Origin of the sequence: Lysobacter defluvii IMMIB APB-9 = DSM 18482 (assembly GCF_000423325.1) — a bacterium.
Lineage (GTDB): Bacteria > Pseudomonadota > Gammaproteobacteria > Xanthomonadales > Xanthomonadaceae > Novilysobacter > Novilysobacter defluvii.
This window is the reverse complement of sequence record NZ_AUHT01000005.1, coordinates 424,765-442,969: the sequence shown is the minus strand read 5'-3', so window position 1 is coordinate 442,969 and position 18,205 is coordinate 424,765. Positions and strand designations below refer to the sequence as shown.

Annotated in this window: 14 protein-coding genes; 7 read left to right on the top strand and 7 right to left on the bottom strand. The window is 70.3% G+C overall.

Features of this window, described 5'->3' with window-relative positions; translation table 11 throughout:
• Window positions 1–147 precede the first annotated feature (147 nt).
• Entirely contained in the window at window positions 148–1,365 is a 1,218-nt protein-coding gene (gene metK, locus G545_RS0104355; RefSeq protein ID WP_027069323.1) for a methionine adenosyltransferase, read from the bottom strand.
• Window positions 1,366–1,494: 129 nt separating this feature from the next.
• Here metK and G545_RS13515 point away from each other — a divergent pair, with 129 nt between their 5' ends.
• Window positions 1,495–2,565, top strand: a complete 1,071-nt coding sequence (locus G545_RS13515; RefSeq protein ID WP_081677715.1) for a metal-dependent hydrolase — start codon at window positions 1,495–1,497, stop codon at window positions 2,563–2,565.
• Here G545_RS13515 and dusB read toward each other — a convergent pair.
• The 4 genes from dusB to G545_RS0104330 all read right to left on the bottom strand — a co-directional run bounded on the left by dusB (window position 2,511) and on the right by G545_RS0104330 (window position 7,034).
• Window positions 2,511–3,509, bottom strand: a complete 999-nt coding sequence (gene dusB / locus G545_RS0104345) for a tRNA dihydrouridine synthase DusB (protein WP_027069322.1) — start codon at window positions 3,507–3,509, stop codon at window positions 2,511–2,513. The two genes, G545_RS13515 and dusB, sit on opposite strands and share 55 nt — an antisense overlap.
• 67 nt (window positions 3,510–3,576) lie before the next feature.
• Window positions 3,577–4,518, bottom strand: a complete 942-nt coding sequence (locus G545_RS0104340) for a ribokinase (protein WP_027069321.1) — start codon at window positions 4,516–4,518, stop codon at window positions 3,577–3,579.
• Between the two features lie 3 nt (window positions 4,519–4,521).
• The gene (locus tag G545_RS0104335) at window positions 4,522–5,820 is read right to left on the bottom strand and encodes a NupC/NupG family nucleoside CNT transporter (RefSeq protein ID WP_027069320.1); all 1,299 of its coding nucleotides are present in this window, start codon (window positions 5,818–5,820) and stop codon (window positions 4,522–4,524) included.
• Between the two features lie 80 nt (window positions 5,821–5,900).
• Window positions 5,901–7,034, bottom strand: a complete 1,134-nt coding sequence (locus G545_RS0104330) for a GGDEF domain-containing protein (RefSeq protein WP_027069319.1) — start codon at window positions 7,032–7,034, stop codon at window positions 5,901–5,903.
• 118 nt (window positions 7,035–7,152) lie between these two features.
• On the opposite strand from G545_RS0104330, the gene gcvT reads away from it, so the two are divergent.
• From gcvT to G545_RS14925, 3 genes are all read left to right on the top strand, one after another.
• Window positions 7,153–8,271 carry a glycine cleavage system aminomethyltransferase GcvT gene (gene gcvT / locus G545_RS0104325; protein ID WP_027069318.1) on the top strand — a complete coding sequence of 373 codons (1,119 nt, stop codon included), beginning with the start codon at window positions 7,153–7,155 and terminating at the stop codon, window positions 8,269–8,271.
• Between the two features lie 72 nt (window positions 8,272–8,343).
• Window positions 8,344–8,739, top strand: a complete 396-nt coding sequence (gcvH, locus tag G545_RS0104320; protein ID WP_027069317.1) for a glycine cleavage system protein GcvH — start codon at window positions 8,344–8,346, stop codon at window positions 8,737–8,739.
• A gap of 471 nt (window positions 8,740–9,210) precedes the next feature.
• A complete protein-coding gene (locus tag G545_RS14925) occupies window positions 9,211–9,999 on the top strand; it encodes a histone H1-like repetitive region-containing protein (protein WP_081677713.1) in 789 nt (262 codons plus the stop codon).
• 76 nt (window positions 10,000–10,075) lie between these two features.
• Here the strand turns inward: G545_RS14925 and G545_RS0104310 are convergent, their stop codons facing one another.
• Window positions 10,076–11,494 (bottom strand): serine hydrolase domain-containing protein, encoded by a 1,419-nt coding sequence (locus G545_RS0104310; protein WP_052106790.1) that lies wholly within the window; start codon window positions 11,492–11,494, stop codon window positions 10,076–10,078.
• Window positions 11,495–11,564: 70 nt separating this feature from the next.
• Between G545_RS0104310 and G545_RS0104305 the strand changes: the two genes are divergently transcribed.
• The 3 genes from G545_RS0104305 to G545_RS0104295 are packed head-to-tail and all read left to right on the top strand — an operon-like array spanning window position 11,565 to window position 15,431.
• Window positions 11,565–12,170 carry a LemA family protein gene (locus G545_RS0104305; protein ID WP_027069315.1) on the top strand — a complete coding sequence of 202 codons (606 nt, stop codon included), beginning with the start codon at window positions 11,565–11,567 and terminating at the stop codon, window positions 12,168–12,170.
• A 19-nt stretch (window positions 12,171–12,189) separates the two neighbouring features.
• Window positions 12,190–14,097, top strand: coding sequence for a M48 family metallopeptidase (locus tag G545_RS0104300; protein WP_027069314.1), 1,908 nt, complete (start codon window positions 12,190–12,192; stop codon window positions 14,095–14,097).
• Window positions 14,094–15,431, top strand: coding sequence for an NTP/NDP exchange transporter (locus tag G545_RS0104295; protein WP_027069313.1), 1,338 nt, complete (start codon window positions 14,094–14,096; stop codon window positions 15,429–15,431). Before G545_RS0104300 ends, G545_RS0104295 begins: the two co-directional genes overlap by 4 nt.
• 22 nt (window positions 15,432–15,453) lie before the next feature.
• Here the strand turns inward: G545_RS0104295 and G545_RS0104290 are convergent, their stop codons facing one another.
• Window positions 15,454–17,928 carry an acyl-CoA dehydrogenase gene (locus G545_RS0104290; RefSeq protein ID WP_027069312.1) on the bottom strand — a complete coding sequence of 825 codons (2,475 nt, stop codon included), beginning with the start codon at window positions 17,926–17,928 and terminating at the stop codon, window positions 15,454–15,456.
• Window positions 17,929–18,205 lie beyond the last annotated feature (277 nt).

Below are 18,205 nucleotides of genomic sequence, written 5' to 3'. Positions count from 1 at the left end.
CAACCCCCCCCCTTCTCCCGCTGTTAGCCCCCTCTCCCGCTTGCGGGAGAGGGTTGGGGTGAGGGGAGCCTATTCGAAGAAGAAAAGCTGCCCTCATCCGCCCTTCGGGCACCTTCTCCCGCTAAGCGGGAGAAGGGACTCAACCAGTTACAGCCCCGCTGCCTCGCGCAGCTCGGCGGCCTTGTCGGTCTTCTCCCACGAGAACAGCGTGGCCTGCTGCTCGTTGCCCTGGATGTCGGTGTAGCGGTAGGCCTTGGGCTTGCGGCCGAAGTGCCCGTAGGCGGCGGTCGGCTGGTAGATGGGGTGGATCAGGTCGAGCATGGTGACGATGCCGTACGGGCGCAGGTCGAAGTGCGCGCGGATCAGCTTCTCGATGGTCTCGTCGTCGACCCGGCCGGTGCCGAAGGTGGTGACCGAGATCGAGGTCGGCTCGGCCACGCCGATCGCGTAGCTGACCTGCACCTCGCACTTGCGCGCAAGGCCGGCGGCGACCACGTTCTTGGCGACGTAGCGCGCGGCGTAGGCGGCCGACCGGTCGACCTTGGACGGGTCCTTGCCGCTGAACGCACCGCCGCCATGGCGGGCCATGCCGCCGTAGGTGTCGACGATGATCTTGCGGCCGGTCAGGCCGCAGTCGCCCACCGGGCCGCCGACGACGAAGCTGCCGGTCGGATTGATGTGCACCTTGCCCTTGGGCAACGAGTCCAGCCAGCCCTTGGGCAGCACCGGGCGCAGGATGTGCTCACGCACCGCCTCGACCAGGTCGGCGCGCTTCACGCCCGGGTCGTGCTGGGTCGACAGCACCACCGCGTCGATGCCGGTGATGCGGTCCTCGTTGTCATAGCGCAGGGTGACCTGGCTCTTGGCGTCGGGGCGCAGCCACGGCAGCTCGGTGCCCTTCCTGCGGCGCACCTTCGCCTGCTGCTCGACCAGCCGGTGGGCGTAGTAGATCGGCGCCGGCATGAACTCCGGGGCCTCGTCGCAGGCGTAGCCGAACATCAAGCCCTGGTCGCCGGCCCCCTGCTTCTCCGGGTCCTTGCGGTCCACGCCTTGGGCGATCTCCAGCGCCTGCTTGCCGATCATGTTGATGATCGCGCAGGTGTGCCCGTCGAAGCCGACGTCGGAGTTGTTGTAGCCGATGCGGTTGATCACCTTGCGCGCGAGCGCCTCGATGTCCACCCACGCGTCGGTGGTGACCTCGCCGGCGACGATCGCCGCCCCGGTCTTGACCATGGTCTCGCAGGCCACCCGGGCGCGCTTGTCCTGGGTGAGGATCGCGTCGAGCACGGCGTCGGAGATCTGGTCGGCGATCTTGTCCGGATGGCCTTCGGAAACCGATTCGGAAGTGAACAGGTAGCTGGACATCGGTGATGTATCCCTGCATTCGGATAAAAGGATGGGTGCGGATGATACAGCTCCGTCCCCGATTGCGCATCGTGGACGAGGCGGGGTCGGGACCCGGTCAAGGGAGAGACCCGCGGGTACCATGGGCGGATGGATTCCCTGACGCAGATCCTGCTCGGTGGCGCCGTTGCCGCGGCCGTCGCCCCGCCGGAACACCGGCGCGCGGCCCTGCTGGCCGGCGCCGGCCTGGGCACGCTGCCCGACCTGGACTCGCTGCCGATCTGGCTGCTTACCGACGATCCGGTCGCGCTGATGACCCTGCACCGCGGCGCCAGCCACTCGCTGTTCGTGCTGCCGCTGGTGGGCGCGCTGCTGTGGTGGCTGTTCCATCGTCGCGGCGGCCGCGTCGCGCAGGCACCGGTGCGCTGGTTCTGGGCGATCCAGCTGGCGCTGGTCACCCACCCGCTGCTCGACGCGTTCACCGTCTACGGGACCCAGTTGCTGTGGCCGCTGCCCACGCCGCCGGTGATGTGGTCGAGTGTGTTCATCATCGATCCGCTCTACACCGTCTGGCTGCTTGCCGCCTGCGTGGCGGCGTTCGCCTGGCGGGCGCGGCCGCGGGCGCAGCATGCGCTGGTGCTGGGCCTGGCGTTGAGCACCGGGTACCTCGGCTGGTCCCTGGTCGCGAAGTCCATGGTCGAGCGCGAGGCCGACCGCACGCTCGCCGCGCTTGGCCTGGAAGGCGCGCCCCGGCTGTCGGTGCCGACGCCGTTCAACACCATGCTGTGGCGGGTGGTCGCGATGACGCCCGACGGCTACGTGGAGGGTTTCCGCTCGGTGGTGGCCGACGGCGAGCCGATGCGTTTCCGCGCACACCGCTCGGACGTGGCGGCGCTGCAGGCTGCGTCCGGGGTGCCGGCGGTGGCGCGGCTGGACTGGTTCACCCACGGCTTCCTGGACGCACGGCAGCAGGACGGCAAGCTGGTGCTGCAGGACCTGAGGATGGGCCAGGAGCCGGATTACTTCTTCCGCTTCGCGGTTGCGGAAGGGGGAGGCCCTTGGCACGCCATCCCGCCGCGGCAACTTCCGGTGGAGCGGGATCCCGGCCTGCTCGCCGACACGTGGCGGCGCATCTGGCGGCAGCCGGCGCAGGCGGATGCCGCCGGTCAGGCGGCCGCCGCCAGCTCCGGGGACACGCCGGCGGCCAGCGCGTCGAAGTAGTCGCGGGTCAGTGACAGCTGCGCGGCCGCGGTTTCCGCGCGGTTGACCACGGCGCGGAACGCCGCGTTCTCCGGGCGGTCCTTCGCGTACCAGCCCAGGTGCTTGCGGGCGATGCGCACGCCCTTGGCCTCGCCGTAGAAGTCGTGCAGGTGCCGGAGGTGGCCGAGCAGCACGTCGCGCACCTCGGACACGGCGGGGGGTGGAAGTTCCTCGCCGGTCGCCAGGTAGTGGGCGATCTCGCGGAAGATCCAGGGCCGGCCCTGCGCCGCGCGCCCGACCAGCACCGCATCGCAGCCGGTATGGTCGAGCACTTCGCGCGCCTTGCGCGGGGAGTCGATGTCGCCGTTGGCCATTACCGGGATCGACAGCGCCGCCTTCACCTCGGCGATCGTGTCGTACTCGGCCCGGCCCTTGTAGAGCTGGTCGCGGGTGCGCCCGTGCACCGCCAGTGCGGCGATGCCGGCGGACTCGGCGATGCGGGCGATCTCCAGTGCGTTGCGCTGCCCGGCGGCCCAGCCGGTGCGGATCTTCAGGGTGACCGGCACCTCGACGGCCGCGACCACCGCCTCGAGGATCCGGGCGACCAGCGCCGGCTCGCGCATCAGCGCGGAACCCGCCCAGGCGTTGCAGACCTTCTTGGCCGGGCAGCCCATGTTGATGTCGATCAGCTGTGCGCCGTTGTCCACGTTGTGGCGCGCCGCCGCGGCCATGACGGCGGGGTCGGTGCCGGCGATCTGCACGCTGACAGGATCCGGTTCGCCCTCGTGGTCCATGCGGTGGCGGGACTTGGGGGTGTCCCACAGTCGCGGGTCGGAGGTGGTCATCTCGGACACGCACAGACCCGCGCCCAGGCGCTTGCACAGCACCCGGAACGGCTTGTCGGTAACCCCCGCCATGGGAGCGAGGACCACCTTCGGTTCGATCACGTGTGGCCCGATCCGCATGCGGCGCATTCTATCCCGGGCACCCCGGCGCGCCGGCGGATGTGCACGCCGCCCAGTCGGCGTCGGGTCAGGGCGTCAGACGGGGCATCGACGACGCGGCGCCGGCGTTCTCGGTCGAGGCGGCGGCGTAGCTGGCGGCGAAGCGGATGCTGTCGGCGAAGCTGCCCGCCCGCCGGGCCAGCGAAGCAGCCAGCGCCCCGTTGAAGGCGTCCCCGGCGCCAGTGGTGTCGACCACCCGTGCGGGTGCGGCCGGCACGCGGTAATGCGCCCTGTCATCGCCGTGGCGCGCCGCATCGGCGTGCGAGACGAAGCATCCGGCTGCGCCCAGGGTCACCACCACCGTCCCGTGCGGGCACAGGCGCCGGCAGTGCGAGTGCAGCTCGGCATCCTCCATTTCCACCAGCCCGGTGCCCTCCAGCCGGGTCGAGCAGTGCACCGACAGCTGGGCGCAGAACTCCGACTCGTTGGGGGTCACCACGTCGGCAAGCGCGAGCAGGGCGCCCGACAGCTCGGCGTCGGCGGGCGCCGGGTTGAGCACGGTCAGCGCGTCGCCCCGGCGGGCGTGCCGGAAGGTGGAGAGGATCGCGGCAGGGGGCGTTTCCATCTGCGCCAGCACCACCCGGGCGGAAGCCAGTTCCGCCGCGTGCCGGTCGATGAAGGCGGCGTCCAGGTCGGCATTGGCGCCGGCGCCGAAGGCGATCGTGTTGTTGCCCGCGGCATCGACGTAGATGCCCGCGGTGCCGGTGGGTTGCGAAGACTGGGCCGCGTGGAGCGCGATCCCGTCGGCCGCGGCCAGGCGCCGCGCCAGTTCGCCGCCGGCGTCCTCCCCCAGCGCGCAGACGAAGGCGGTGTCGGCGCCGGCCCGCGCCGCCGCGGTGGCCTGGTTGAAGCCCTTGCCGCCGGGGCCGGTGGCGTAGCGCGCCGCCAGGGTCTCGCCGCTGCGGGGGTGCCGCGGCAGCGTCCACACGTGGTCGACGTTGAAGGAGCCGACGACGACGACCGCGGCCATGCGTCAGGCCCCCAGGCTGGTGAGCACGCCGGCGATGGTGGCGGTCATCAGCGTCGCCAGGGTGCCGCCCAGCACCGCGCGCAGGCCGAACCGCGCCAGGTCCTGGCGGCGGTCGGGCGCGAGCCCGCCGATGCCGCCGATCTGGATCGCGATCGAGGAGAAGTTGGCGAAGCCGCACAGCGCGTAGGTGGCGATCAGGCGCCCCTGGTCGGTGAGGGTCACGTCGGGGTTCTGACCGGTGACGATCTCCGACAGGTGCAGGTAGGCGACGAACTCGTTGAGCACGATCTTCTCGCCGATCAGCCCGCCGACCACGATCGCGTCCTGCCAGGGCACGCCGATCAGCCAGGCCACCGGCGCCAGCAGATACCCGAGCAGGGTGGCCATGCTGGTGGGACGGCCGAGCACGTCGGCCAGGCCGGTCACTTCGCCGATCCAGGTCAGCGGCCAGTCGACCATGGCGATCAGGGCGATGAAGGCCAGCAGCATCGCGCCGATGTTCAGCGCCAGCCTCAGGCCGTCGCCGGCGCCGGCCGCGGCGGCGTCGATGATGTTGCTGGTGGTCTTCTCGACCTCCATCTTCACCGTGCCGCGGGTCAGCGGCGTACCGGTTTCCGGGATCAGCAGCTTGGCCACCACGAACGTCGCCGGCGCCGCCATGATCGAGGCCGCCAGCAGGTGCTTGGCGTAGAAGGCCTGGGCCACCGGGTCGCCGCCGCCGAGCATGCCGACGTACGCCGCCAGCACGCCGCCGGCGATGTGGGCCATGCCGCCGACCATCATGGTCAGCAGCTCCGATTCTGTCATTCGGCTGATGTACGGCCGGACGGTGAGCGGCGCCTCGGTCTGGCCGATGAACACGCTGGCGCTGACGCTGGTGGTCTCGGCGCCGGAGACGTTCATCACCTTGGTGATGGCCCACGCCATGCCCCGCACGATCGCCTGCATCACGCCCAGGTGGTACAGCACGCTCATGAAGGCGGCGAAGAAGATGATCGTCGGCAGCACCTGGAAGGCGAAGATGAAGCCGTAGGTGTCGGTGTCCATCAGCGTGCCGAAGATGAACTCCGAGCCGACGTTGACGAAGCCCAGCAGCCGGACGAAGCCGTTGCCCAGCGCGTCGAACACGTCGCGCCCGCCGGGGACCAGCAGGACCAGCGCGGCGAAGCCGATCTGCAGCCCGACGCCGGTGGCCACCAGCCGCCAGTCGACGTGGCGCTTGTGGCTGGAAAACAGCCACGCGACACCGATCAGCACCGCGAGGCCGAACAGGCCGAAGCCGATGCGTGCCAGTACGTCCATCCACGATCCCCGGGCGCGGACCACGCGCCGCCGAACGGCGCAGGGTACGGCCACGGGGCCCCGCGCGGCAACCGTCGGCGTCAGTCGTCGCGGGCGATGACCTTGTTGCCGCCCTCGAGCTTGCTCTGGCGGAGCCGGCGATCGGCGCGCCGCAGCAGGTCGGCCATGGAGAGCCCGTCGGCGGGGCTGCAGGCAATCCCGGCACTGAAGCTCAGGTACATCCGGCCGCCGCCGCGGCCGACCACCAGCGGGCGGCTGGTCAGCTCGCGTCGCGCCGCATCCATCCGCTCCCAGGCCGTGCCGGCGGGCTGCGGCATGACCGCGACCAGCTCGTCGCCGCCCAGGCGGACGAGCCGGTCGCCGCGGCCGGACATGCCGCGCAGCAGCTCCACCACGTGGCACAGGGCCCGGTCGCCGGCGTGCTCGCCTTCCTGCTGGTTGATGCGCCCCAACCCGTCCAGGTTGACCAGTGCGACGCTCAGGCTGCATTCCTGGCTGCGGGCCTGCGCGAGCAACTGCGGCCCCTGGTGCACCAGCCAGGTGCGGTTGGGCAGGCCGGTCAGCCGGTCGTGGCCGGAGGTGAGCACCAGCTGCTGGGTGCGGAAGGCGATCACCGCCGTCACCGCGGTGAGGATCGCCAGCAGCACCAGGCGCTGGAACTGGCTGCCAAGATGGACGACGCCGTAGTCGCTGGAGATCAGCCGCTCCGGCGAGTCCGCGCTTGCGACCACCACGGCCAGCAGGGCGCCGTACTGCAAGATCGCCAGGAGCCCGGCGAACACGCTGGCCCTCCCGTCGCCGCGCAGCGCCGTGAACATGATCGCCAGCGCGTAACAGCACCACACCACCGTGCTGTTGAGGCCGGCCGGCGGGTGCTGCCACGCCAGCAGCCCCAGCACCAGGGTCACCACCGAGACATCGAAGCCGGTGGTGACGAAGGGCAGCCAGGGGTAGCGGCGTGGGTCCCGCGCCAGCAGCAGCCACAGGAGCGAGAGCAGGTTGATCAGGATCGCGCCGGCCAGCCCCGCCAGCGTCTCGCCCAGGCCCCCGCCGGTCAGGATGTTGGCCACCGGCAGCACCAGCAGCAGGGCCGCGAACAGCAGCCGCAACCTGGCGACCAGCAACTCCCCGCCGGCGCCGAGCTCGAGCACGATCGAGTCCGGACGTGCCATCAGCCGCGAGAGCGTCCCGCGAAGGCCGTGCAGTCCCTGCATCACCTTGTCCGCTCCCCGTGGAGGTGGGCCGAGCATAGCGCGGAGGGGCTCGCCGATGCCGCATTTCCCGGGCCCGATCGCCGATAATGGCCAGCCCCCTCCACAGCCCCGGACCGCCATGACCCTCAAGACCACCCTAAACGACAGCCACCGCGCGCTGGGCGCGCGCATGGTCGACTTCGGCGGCTGGGACATGCCGCTCAACTACGGTTCGCAGATCGAGGAGCACCACCAGGTGCGCCGCGACGCCGGCATGTTCGACGTCAGCCACATGACCGTGGTCGACCTGCACGGCGCGGGTGCCCGGGATTTCCTGCGCCGCCTGCTCGCCAACTCGATCGACAAGGTCAAGGCGCAGGGCCGCGCGCTGTACACCTGCATGCTCGACGAGAAGGGCGGGGTGATCGACGACCTGATCGTCTACTTCCTCGGCGAGGAGTTCTTCCGGATGGTGGTCAACGCCTCCACCCGGGAGAAGGACCTGGCATGGATCGGCCGGCACGCGGCCGGGTTCGACGTCGAGGTCAGGCCGCGCGAGGACCTGGGGATCATCGCGGTGCAGGGTCCGGCCGCCCGTTCGAAGGTGATCGACCTGGTCGCCGCCGATTACCGCGAAACCGTGGAGAAGCTCGGCCGTTTTGCCAGCGCCACGGTGCGCAGCGCGGCCGGCGCCGAGCTGTTCGTCGCTCGCACCGGCTACACCGGCGAGGACGGGTTCGAGGTCGTGCTGCCCGCGCACCAGGCACCGGCGCTGTGGCAGGCGCTGCTCGATGCCGGCGTGCGGCCGGCGGGCCTGGGTGCGCGCGACACACTGCGCCTGGAGGCGGGACTGAACCTCTACGGGCAGGACATGGACGAGTCGGTCACGCCCTACGAGGCCGGCCTGGGCTGGACCGTGTCGCTGGAGGAGGGGCGCGACTTCATCGGCCGTGCCGCGCTGGAGCAGCAGAAGTCGGCCGGCGTGCCGCGGCAGCTCATCGCGCTGGTGATGGACGAGCGCGGTGTGCTGCGCCACGGGCAGAAGGTGCTGACCCCGGCGGGGGAGGGCGAGATCCTGTCGGGCACGTTCTCGCCGACCACCGGCAAGGCGATCGCGCTGGCGCGCGTGCCGGCCGGCGACTTCGCTCCCGGTACCACGGGCGTGCGGGTGGACATCCGCGGCAAGGAGGTTCCGGTGCGCGTGGTGGCGGCGCCGTTCGTCAAGAATGGCGAGGCGGCCCCGGGTATCGCCGGCTGATTCCGTGGTCCATGATCCCCATGGCGCCAGTACACTGTGCGCCCTTCCTTCCCCCTGGCGGAGAGCAATGCCATGAGCGAGATCCCTGGTGACCTGAAGTTCATGAAGTCGCACGAGTGGGTGCGCGTGGAGGGCGACGGCAAGGTCACCGTCGGCATCTCCGACCATGCCCAGGGCCAGCTCGGAGACCTGGTGTACGTGGAGCTCCCGGAGCCGGGCGACCACTTCGATGCGGGCGCGGCGATCGCGGTCGTGGAATCGGTCAAGGCCGCGTCGGACATCTACGCCCCCGTCGCCGGCACCGTCGTCTCGGTCAACGAGGCGCTGACCGATACCCCGGAGACGGTCAACGAGGATGCGTTCGGCGAAGGCTGGTTGTTCACCCTTGAGGTCGACGACGCCGACCAGCTCAACGAGCTGATGGATGCCGACGCATACGCGCGGATGGTCGAGGCCGACGAAGGCTGAGCCACGAAGAATCGCGTCCCTTCCCGAGTGGAAATCGAACCCGCGCCACGAAAACGGCGCGGGTTTTTTGTTGCCCTTTGGTCGTAGTCAATCGCGTGTGTTGTTGACACCCTACTGCAGCGTGATTAGGTTTCGCGAAGCAGACGTCTCCTGCGGAAGCAAGTGAGAAAAACCTACGCGACAACGCGCGCTGCACGCCTTGACCTTCTCCCACGGGACGAACGGTACGGGCCGGTTTCTCTTCCGCACTCACTCGTGCACGACGTCCCTCTCCAGGCCATCGCTTCCCGCCTCGTCCATGACGGGGCCGCATACGCATGCGCGCGCACTCCGCGCCGTGTGTCGGGAAGGCATGGCCGGACCCGATCCGTTCCGGTGCGCGTTGCACTGGCGGTTGGCCATGGGCACCGCCCACGGCATTTGCTTGGTACTGGGCTGTAACCCCGATAGACCACTGACGAGGAGCCACCAATGGCCACCAGGAAAACCGCAAGGGACACCGCTACCAGCGGCGCCACGGAGAACGCCAATCCCGGCGAGACCACCACCACCGCCGGCTCCACCGGCAACGGCGTGACCGCCCCGAAGAAGGCCGCTGCAAAGAAGGCCACCGCGAAGAAGGCCACCGCGAAGAAGGCCACCGCGAAGAAGGCCACCGCGAAGAAGGCTACCGCGAAGAAGGCCACTGCCAAGAAGGCCACCGCCAAGAAGGCGACCGCGAAGAAGGCGACGGCCAAGAAGGCAACCACGAAGAAGGCAACCGCCAAGAAGGCCACCGCGAAGAAGGTCACCGCCAAGAAGGCAACCGCCAAGAAGGCGACGGCGAAGAAGGCCACTTCCAAGAAGGCCACTTCCAAGAAGGCCACTTCCAAGAAGGCCACTGCAAAGAAGGCCACTGCAAAGAAGGCCACTGCCAAGAAGGCGACCGCGAAGAAGGCAACCGCGAAGAAGGCCACCGCAAAGAAGGCGACGGCCAAGAAGGCCACCGCAAAGAAGGCGACGGCCAAGAAGGCCACCGCAAAGAAGGCGACGGCCAAGAAGGCAACCGCGAAGAAGGCAACCGCGAAGAAGGCAACCGCCAAGAAGGCAACCGCCAAGAAGGCAACCGCCAAGAAGGCGACGGCAAAGAAGGCCCCCGCCAGGAAGGCATCGGCCAGCAAGACCGCCGCCAACAAGCCGGCCACCCGCAAGGCAACGCGCCGCACCAAGAAGGCCGAGCAGCCGCGCCCGATGCCGGTGACGCCGTCACCGATGATCTGACCGGCTGGAAAAAACGACGGAAACTTGAACCCCCTCCCGCTGCCCAGGCGGGAGGGGGTTCGTGTTTATGCGGTGCTTACCGCGGTGCGGCGGAGGCGCGGCCGGAGCTGCTGCCCGGCGCGTGGCCTTCCTCGACGGCCTCGGCATACATGCGCGAGGGATCGAAGTCGATGCTCAGCCATGCGGTCAGTTCCGACGGCATGTCGAATGCGCGGTCCAGGATCGTCGGCAGCATCGAGGACGGGATCGTGCTCTCGCCGTTCCACATCAGGGCGATGCCCAGCTCAAGCTCGGGCACCACCGCGATCATGCCGCGATAGCCCTGCACCGCGCCGGCGTGGTACGCCACGCGGTGGCCTTCGTACTCGTATACGCGCCAGCCCAGCCCATACCCGGCCGAGTCGAGCCGGGCACGGCGCCAGGCCGCGGTACGCGTCTGGTAGGGGGTCTCGACCAGCGGCGAGTGCAGGGTGGCCAGCAGCGGCTTCGGGATCACGTCGGGCCGGTGGCCGGTCTGGGCGATCAGCCACTGGGCCATGTCGCTGGCGCTCGCGTTGACACCGGCGGCGGGTCCCACCTCGTAATAGGTCGGCTTGGGCATCACCGACACCCAGCCGCCGCGCCCGCGCACATGTGGCTTGGCCCAGCGTGCGCTGGACTCGATGCCTTCCAGTCCGAGGCTGGCGTCGTTCATCCCCAGTGGCTTGAGCAGGCGGCGCTGCACCTGCTGGGCATAGAAGTCGCCCGTGGCCGCGAACATGATGTCGCCGACCAGGCTGAAGGCCACGTTCTGGTAGGCGTAGCAGGTGCCCGGCTCGCACTGCAGCGGCGCGGTCGCCAGCTTCTGCGTCAGTTCGCGATAGGAGACGTAGCGCTCCAGGTCCCGGTCGTAGGCGTTGCGCGACAGCCCGACCCGGTGGCTCAGCAGGTCGGCCACGGTGATCCGCTCGGCGGCGCCGGGCCGGCTGAGCTGGAAGTCCGGCATGTAGTCGACCAGCTTGCTGTCCCAGCGCATCGCGCCGTCGGCAACCAGCAGCCCGGCCATGGTGCCGGCGAAGCCCTTGGACAGCGAGGCCAGCCGGAACACGGTGTGCGCGTCGACCGGCTCGGCGTCGCTGACGTCGGTGATGCCGTAGCCGCGCGCGCTGAGCACCTTGCCGTTGTGGACGATGGCCATGGCCAGCCCGGGCACGCGCTGGTCGGCGACCATCTGCTGGGCGATGGCCTCGAAGGTCGGGACGTGGAATCCGGCGGGCAGTTCCGGCCCGGTCTCCAGGGCCGACTCGACGGGTGCCGGTACGCTGGACACCGGCGGTGCCAGGACGTCGGGCTCGACGGTCGGCAGGGTGGATCCAGCCGGCGCCAGCGTGGCGTCGGCCTCGCCCGCCGGACCGGGCGGGGTCTGCGCGGCAGTGCCCACGGCCAGGGTCAGGAGGATGCCGAGGGCCAGCAGACGGCGGGGGGTGCGGCGCGAATGGTGCGTGCTGTCTTTCATCGGCTCCAACGCCTGCGTATGCTGGGTTCATCCGATCATAACGCCGGTTTCCCGAGGTGCGCGAACAACCATGTTCAGCTTCCTGATTCCATTGGGTTTGATCGCCTTGGCCGTGGCCTGGGCCGTGGGTACCTACAACCGGCTTGTCGCCCTGCGCAACGCCTGGCGCAACGCATTCGCGCAGATCGACGTGCAGCTGCAGCGCCGCTTCGAGCTGATTCCCAACCTGGTCGAGACGGCAAAGCGCTACCTCGCCCACGAGAGCGAGACCCTGGAGGCGGTGATCGCCGCCCGCGGCGCCGCGGTCAGCGGACTGGCGGCCGCCAAGGGCAAGGCCGGCGACCCGGACGCAATGGCCCGCCTGGGCCGGGCGGAGGGCGCGCTCGAGGGCGCGCTGGGCCGGCTGATGATGGTCAGCGAGGCCTATCCCGAGCTGAAGGCCGACCGCACCATGGCGCAACTGACCGAGGAGCTGACCAGCACCGAGAACCGCCTCGCCTTTGCGCGGCAGGCCTACAACGATGCGGTCATGGCCTACAACAACCGGCGCGAGATGTTCCCGTCCAGCCTGGTGGCCGGCAATTTCGGCTTCGAGCCCGCGTCCATGCTGTCGATCCCGGCCGATCGCCGGGAAATGCGCGAGGCCCCGCAGGTCCGCTTCGGCGAGAGCGCCTGACGCCCGATAGCGCGGTCCGGTGAACTTCTTCGAGCTCCAGGCCGCGGCACGGCGCTCCAGCCGCTGGCTGGTGGTGCTGTTCGCGCTGGCCGTGCTGATGATCGTCGGCGCGCTGGAGCTGATCGCCTGGTCGATCGTCGGCCCCTCGCCGGAGGTGCTCGCCTGGGTGGCGGTCATCACGCTGGCGATTATCGGGCTGGGTTCGCTGTACCGGCTGTCCAGCCTGTCCGGCGGCGGGGAGGTCGTCGCGCAGCAGCTCGGGGGGGAACGCGTACCCGAGGACACGACCGATCCGGACCTGCGCCGACTCCGCAACGTGGTCGAGGAGGTCGCCATCGCGTCGGGGATCCCGGTGCCGGGCCTGTACGTGCTCGAGCGCGAAGCCGGCATCAACGCGTTCGCCGCCGGGCACTCGACCTCCGATGCGGTGGTCGCCGTCACCCGCGGGGCGCTCGACCGCCTCAACCGCTACGAGCTGCAGGGGGTGGTCGCCCACGAATTCAGCCACATCCTCAACGGCGACATGCGCTTGAACCTGCGGCTGGTGGGCGTGCTGTTCGGGATCTCGGTGATCGCGCTGATCGGCCAGCGGCTGCTCCGCTTCGGTCCGCTCTCGCACGATCCGCGCGGTCGTGGTGCGGGGGGCGGTGCCCCGCTGGTGCTGGTGGGGCTGGTCGCGCTCGTGGTGGGGTGGGTGGGCCTGCTCTTCGCGCGCATGATCCGGGCGGCGGTCTCGCGCAGCCGCGAGCGCCTTGCCGATGCCAGCGCGGTGCAGTTCACCCGCCAGCGGGCCGGTCTCGCGGGCGCACTGAAGAAGATCGGGGGACTGGCGGACGGTTCGGAACTGTCCTCGCGCGGTGACGCCGAGGAAGTCAGCCACATGCTGTTCGGCGAGGGCGTGGCATACGGCAGCCTGGCCGCGCGCCTGTTCGCCACCCATCCGCCGCTGCTCGAGCGCATCCAGGTCCTGGAGCCGGGTTTCCGGCCGGCCGACCTCGACCGCCTGGCCGACCGCTGGATGGAGCGGCCGCCGCTGGGACTCGACGAGGACGCCCACATGGGCTTCCACGCAGGCGGATTGCCGGCGATCGGCAGCGAGCAGCGGGTCGAGCCTGGCGAGGTGGCCGCGCAGGTCGCCAACCCGGGCCAGGACGACCGCATCGCCGCCGATGGCATTCTCGCCGCGCTGTCGCCCGAGCTGCGGCAGCTCGCGTCCGCGCGCGAGCGGGTCATGGCGCTGGTGCTCGGCCTGCTGCTGGATCCCGACCCGGGCATTTCGGCGCTCCAGCTGGAGGCGATCCGTACCCGGCTCGGCCAGACCATCGCGGTGGATGCGGACCAGCTCCACCGGCAGCAGCTGTCCGGCCTGCATCCGATGCTCCGCATTCCGCTGGCCGAACTGGCCTTCCCGGTTCTGCGCCGCCGGCCGCGGCCGCAGCTGGAACTGTTCCTGGATGCGGTGCATGCGGTCGGCATGGCGGACGGGCAGCTCTCTCTGTTCGAGTATTGCCTGGGGCGGGTGCTGACCCTGCAGCTGCGCGAGTCACTCTCGCCGGCGCGGCACGCGGGCATCGGGCGCCGGCAGCCGGCTGCCCTGCGCAACGAGATTGCAACGCTGCTGGCGGTCGTCGCCTCGGCCGGGCACGGTGACGCCGTCGGGGCCCGGCACGCCTACCTGGCCGGCATGCAGCGGATCCTGCCGGCAGCCAGCATCGAGTACCGGCCGCCGACGAACGCGCCGCACGCCCTGGAGCAGGTCTGGGTACCGCTGGATGCGCTGGATCCGCTGGCCAAGCGGGTGCTGGTGGAAGCAGTGACGGTGGCGATCTCGCACGACGGCAGGATCAGCGTCGCGGAGTCCGAACTGCTCCGCACCGTCTGCGCGATGTTGCACTGTCCTCTGCCGCCCCTGCCGGGACGGGCATGAGCCCCCCGTCCTTCGCGCACCGGGTGCATCGCTTCCGCGACGCGCTGGCCGGCTCGCCGCCGCTCTGGTGGTCGCTGCTGTACTTCTTCAGCCTGCTGTGCGGCTACTACGTGCTTCGCCCGGTCCGCGACGCGATGGGTGCCTCGGGCAACGCGGAGGCGGTGTTCCCGCGCTGGCTGGTCGACTGGGCCGCCGGCCACGGCTACGCGTTGGGCGACTACACGCTGCAGGTGCTGTTCAGCGGGACCTTCCTGGCCATGGTGGCGCTGCAGCCGCTCTACGGAGCGCTGGTCGCGCGCTTCCCGCGGCGGGTGTTCCTGCCCGTGGTGTACCTCGTCTTCATCGCCTGCCTGGTCGCGTTCCACTGGCTGTTCCACACGGGTGTGTCCGGGCGTGGCGCCGCGTTCTTCATCTGGGTGGCGGTGTTCAACCTGTTCGCCGTCACTGTGTTCTGGTCGTTCATGGCCGACGTCTTCGACAACGAGGACGCCCGGAAGGTCTACGGCTACATCGGCGCCGGCGGCACCATCGGCGCGCTGGCGGGGCCGGCGATCACCCGCACGCTGGTGGGCACGGTGGGCGTGGCGAACCTGCTGCTGGTCTCGGCGGTGTTCCTGGCGGTGTGCCTGCTGTGCATCCTCAAGCTGAGGCCGTGGGCCATCCGCCGCGAGCGGCGCCACGGCGAGGCCAGTGGCGAGGAGGCGATGGGCGGTTCCGTGCTCGCGGGTCTGCGGCTGATCCTCGAGCGCCCGTTGCTGCGGGCGCTGGCCCTGATGCTGTTCTTCGGCGTAGGCGTGGGGACGCTGCTGTACAACGAGCAGGCGGCGATCGTGCGCGAGTACTTCCCTGGCGCGGAGGCGGCCACCCGCTACTACGCGACCCTCGACTGGGCGGTCAACGGCCTCACCCTGGTCGTGCAGCTGCTGCTCACGCGCTGGCTGTTGCGGCGCTTCGGCGTGGCCCCGGCGCTGCTCGGGCCGGCGCTGGCGATCCTGGCCGGCTACTGCCTGCTTGCCGCCTCGCCCCTGCCGCTGATGGTGGCTATCGTCCAGGTGGTCCTGCGCGGCGGCGAGTTCTCCCTGGCCAAGCCGGCGCGCGAGACGCTGTACACCCGGGTCGACCGCGAGTCCCGCTACAAGGCCAAGGCCGCCATCGACACCGTGGTCTACCGGGGCGGTGACCTGGCGTTCGTGTGGATGCACAAGGGGCTGGCGGCGCTGGGCTCCGGGATCGTGTTCCTCACCGGCATCGGGGTCGCCGCCGGCATGACCGCGGCCGCGTGGGCGGTGGTGCGCGCGCAGCGCGAGTTGCCGGAGGACGGTAGGGCGCAATAGCCGCCCCGCGGCGTATTGCGCCCTACGCCGTGGCCAGGTCCTCCCGGGTGCCGTGGCGGCGCTCGAAGCCGGCGGAGGGCAGCTCCGCCGGGTCGAAGTCGTCGACGCTGATCGCATCCACGGTCATCTCGCGCAGGTCTTCCAGCTGCTGGCGCTCGTCCTCGGTGATCCAGCCCTGTGCGACGCCGGCGGCGAGTTGCTCTGCGAAGGTGAGCGCCTCGATGTCGCTGGCCTTCAGGGCCTTCATGAACTTGCGCTCGACCGGCTCGGCGGCGACGACGGCCTCCAGGTAGCTGTTGATGCGCCCGCCGGGGTTGTTCGGGCCCGGGGTGGTGAACACGCCCTCGGCAAGGCGGTCGCGGGCCTCGTTGGGCACCATCAGCAGGCTGGCGGCGCGGCGGCCCAGGCGGTCGCTGGGCGCCTGGGCGCGGCGGCCCAGCGGAAACACCAGCAGCCACAGCAGCCAGCCCACCGGCCGCACCGGGAAGTTGCGCAGGGCGCCCGACAGCGCGATCTCGATCCTGTGGACCGAGTCGTGGAAGGCCCAGGCGAGCAGCGGCTGGTCGGCCTCCGGGCTGCCCTGGTCCTGGTAGCGCTTGAGCATCGCGCTGCACAGGTACAGGTGGCTGAGGACGTCGCCCAGGCGCCCGGACAGCGACTCCTTGAACTTGAGCTTCCCGCCCAGCATCAGCATCGAGGTGTCCGCGCACAGCGCCAGTGCGGCCGAGTAGCGGTTGAGCTTGCGGTAGAACCGGCGGGTATACGCATCGCCTGGCGCCTTGCCGAAGCGCGAGCTGGTCAGGCCGAACCAGAACGAGCGCACCGCATTGGAGATGGCGAAGCCGATGTGGCCGAACAGGTTGCGGTCGAACTCGACCAGGCGCTCCTCCGGGTCCGGGATCGTGGTCGCCTTCATCTCCTTCAGGACCCACGGATGGCACAGGATCGCGCCCTGGCCGAAGATCATCAGCGAGCGGGTCATGATGTTGGCGCCCTCGACCGTGATCGCGATCGGCGAGGCCTGCCAGTTGCGGCCGGCGAAGTTGCGCGGCCCCAGGATGATCCCCTTGCCGCCGATCACGTCCATGATGTCGCGGGCGACCTCGCGGCCCATCTCGGTGCAGTGGTACTTGGAGATCGTGGAGGGCACCGCCGGCAGTTCCCCGCGGGCCACCGCGGCGGCGGAAGCCTCCGACAGTGCGCTGACCGCGTACGCGCGCCCGGCGATGCGTGCCAGCGCCTCCTGCACGCCCTCGAAGCGGCCGATCGACAACCCGAACTGCTTGCGGATGCGGGCGTAGGCGCCGGTCACCACCGCGCCCATCTTCGCTCCGCCGCTGGCGGTGGAGGGCAGGGTGATGGAGCGGCCGATCGACAGGCACTCGACCAGCATCTGCCAGCCCTTGCCGGCATACGCCTCGCCCCCGATCAGCTGGCTGAGCGGGATGAACACGTCGCGGCCGTGCAGCGGGCCGTTCTGGAACGGGTTGTTGAGCGGCATCGCGCGCCGGCCGATCTCCAGGCCGGGTGTGTCGCGCGGCAGCAGCGCCAGGCTGATGCCGATGTCGCGGGTATCACCCAGCAGCCCGTCCGGGTCGTACATGCGGAAGGCCAGGCCGATCAGCGTGGCGACTGGCGCCAGGGTGATGTAGCGCTTGTCGAAGGTGAGCCGCACGCCGACCACCTTCGCCCCGTTCCACTCGCCCTCGCAGACGATGCCGAAGTCCGGGATCGAGGTCGCGTCCGAACCCGCCCACGGTCCGGTCAGTGCGAAGCAGGGCACCTCGCGGCCGTCCGCCAGTCGGGGCAGGTAATGGTCCTTCTGCTCCTGGGTGCCGTAGTGCATCAGCAGCTCGGCCGGGCCCAGCGAGTTGGGCACGCCGACGGTGGAACTGACCGTGGAGGAGATCGAAGCCAGCTTCTGGATCACCTTGTGGTTGCCCAGCGCCGAGAAGCCCAGCCCGCCGTACTCCTTCGGCACGATCATCCCGAAGAAGCGGTTCTTCTTGAGGTACTCCCACATCTCCGGCGGCAGGTCGGCGCGCTCGTGGGTGATGTGCCAGTCATCGACCATCCGGCACAGCTCCTCGACCGGGCCGTCGAGGAAGGCCTGCTCGTCCGCGCTCAGCGTCGCTGGCGGCTGGCGCAGCAGCGCATCCCAGTCCGGCCGCCCGGAGAACAGCTCGCCCTCGAAGCCGACGGTGCCGGCCTCGAGCGCCACGCGTTCGGTTTCCGACAGCGGCGGCAGGATCTTCGTATAGAAGTCCAGCAGCGGCCGGGTGATGGTGTTGAGCCGGATCTGCGGAAGCAGCAGCGGGACCGCGATCAGCGCGGTGAGCAGCGCGGCCACCAGGGTGGCCCCGCCGCTGGCCCCCAGCAGCCAGCAGGCCAGCAGGCCGGCCGCGGTGAGCGCGGTCCACGTGGCCAGGCGCAGGCGGTGGTAGGCGGCGAACCCGCCGATCAGCAGGAAGACGAGGAACGGTGCGGCGATGCTCATGGTTCGCTCCAGGGGCCGGCCGCGGGGTCGCGCGGCATCGACAGGGTAGGCATTTGCAGGCGCGGCCGGCCAACGGCCCCCGCGCCATCGCATACGCCCGAGTATGTTAGGCGTGGCAAGCCGATGTCAAACACCCGTTTGATCCCGCGTCTCCCTTCCTCCCGCCTTTCCCTTCCCCGTCGCGGGGGAAGGTGCCCGAAGGGCGGATGGGGGCCTCCGCACCCCAACCGCCCCCCGCGCCACCCCCACCCACCCCCCACCAGTTACACTCCCCTCC

Excerpts from the sequence above, each read along its gene's own strand:
- G545_RS0104330 (WP_027069319.1), bottom strand. The coding sequence starts at position 7,034 with ATGCAGGGACTGCACGGCCTTCGCGGGACGCTCTCGCGGCTGATGGCA.
- dusB (WP_027069322.1), bottom strand. The coding sequence starts at position 3,509 with ATGCGGATCGGGCCACACGTGATCGAACCGAAGGTGGTCCTCGCTCCC.
- G545_RS0104340 (WP_027069321.1), bottom strand. The coding sequence starts at position 4,518 with ATGGCCGCGGTCGTCGTCGTCGGCTCCTTCAACGTCGACCACGTGTGG.
- G545_RS13515 (WP_081677715.1), top strand. The coding sequence starts at position 1,495 with ATGGATTCCCTGACGCAGATCCTGCTCGGTGGCGCCGTTGCCGCGGCC.
- gcvT (WP_027069318.1), top strand. The coding sequence starts at position 7,153 with ATGACCCTCAAGACCACCCTAAACGACAGCCACCGCGCGCTGGGCGCG.
- G545_RS14925 (WP_081677713.1), top strand. The coding sequence starts at position 9,211 with ATGGCCACCAGGAAAACCGCAAGGGACACCGCTACCAGCGGCGCCACG.
- G545_RS0104305 (WP_027069315.1), top strand. The coding sequence starts at position 11,565 with ATGTTCAGCTTCCTGATTCCATTGGGTTTGATCGCCTTGGCCGTGGCC.
- G545_RS0104335 (WP_027069320.1), bottom strand. The coding sequence starts at position 5,820 with ATGGACGTACTGGCACGCATCGGCTTCGGCCTGTTCGGCCTCGCGGTG.
- gcvH (WP_027069317.1), top strand. The coding sequence starts at position 8,344 with ATGAGCGAGATCCCTGGTGACCTGAAGTTCATGAAGTCGCACGAGTGG.
- G545_RS0104290 (WP_027069312.1), bottom strand. The coding sequence starts at position 17,928 with ATGAGCATCGCCGCACCGTTCCTCGTCTTCCTGCTGATCGGCGGGTTC.
- G545_RS0104310 (WP_052106790.1), bottom strand. The coding sequence starts at position 11,494 with ATGAAAGACAGCACGCACCATTCGCGCCGCACCCCCCGCCGTCTGCTG.
- metK (WP_027069323.1), bottom strand. The coding sequence starts at position 1,365 with ATGTCCAGCTACCTGTTCACTTCCGAATCGGTTTCCGAAGGCCATCCG.
- G545_RS0104295 (WP_027069313.1), top strand. The coding sequence starts at position 14,094 with ATGAGCCCCCCGTCCTTCGCGCACCGGGTGCATCGCTTCCGCGACGCG.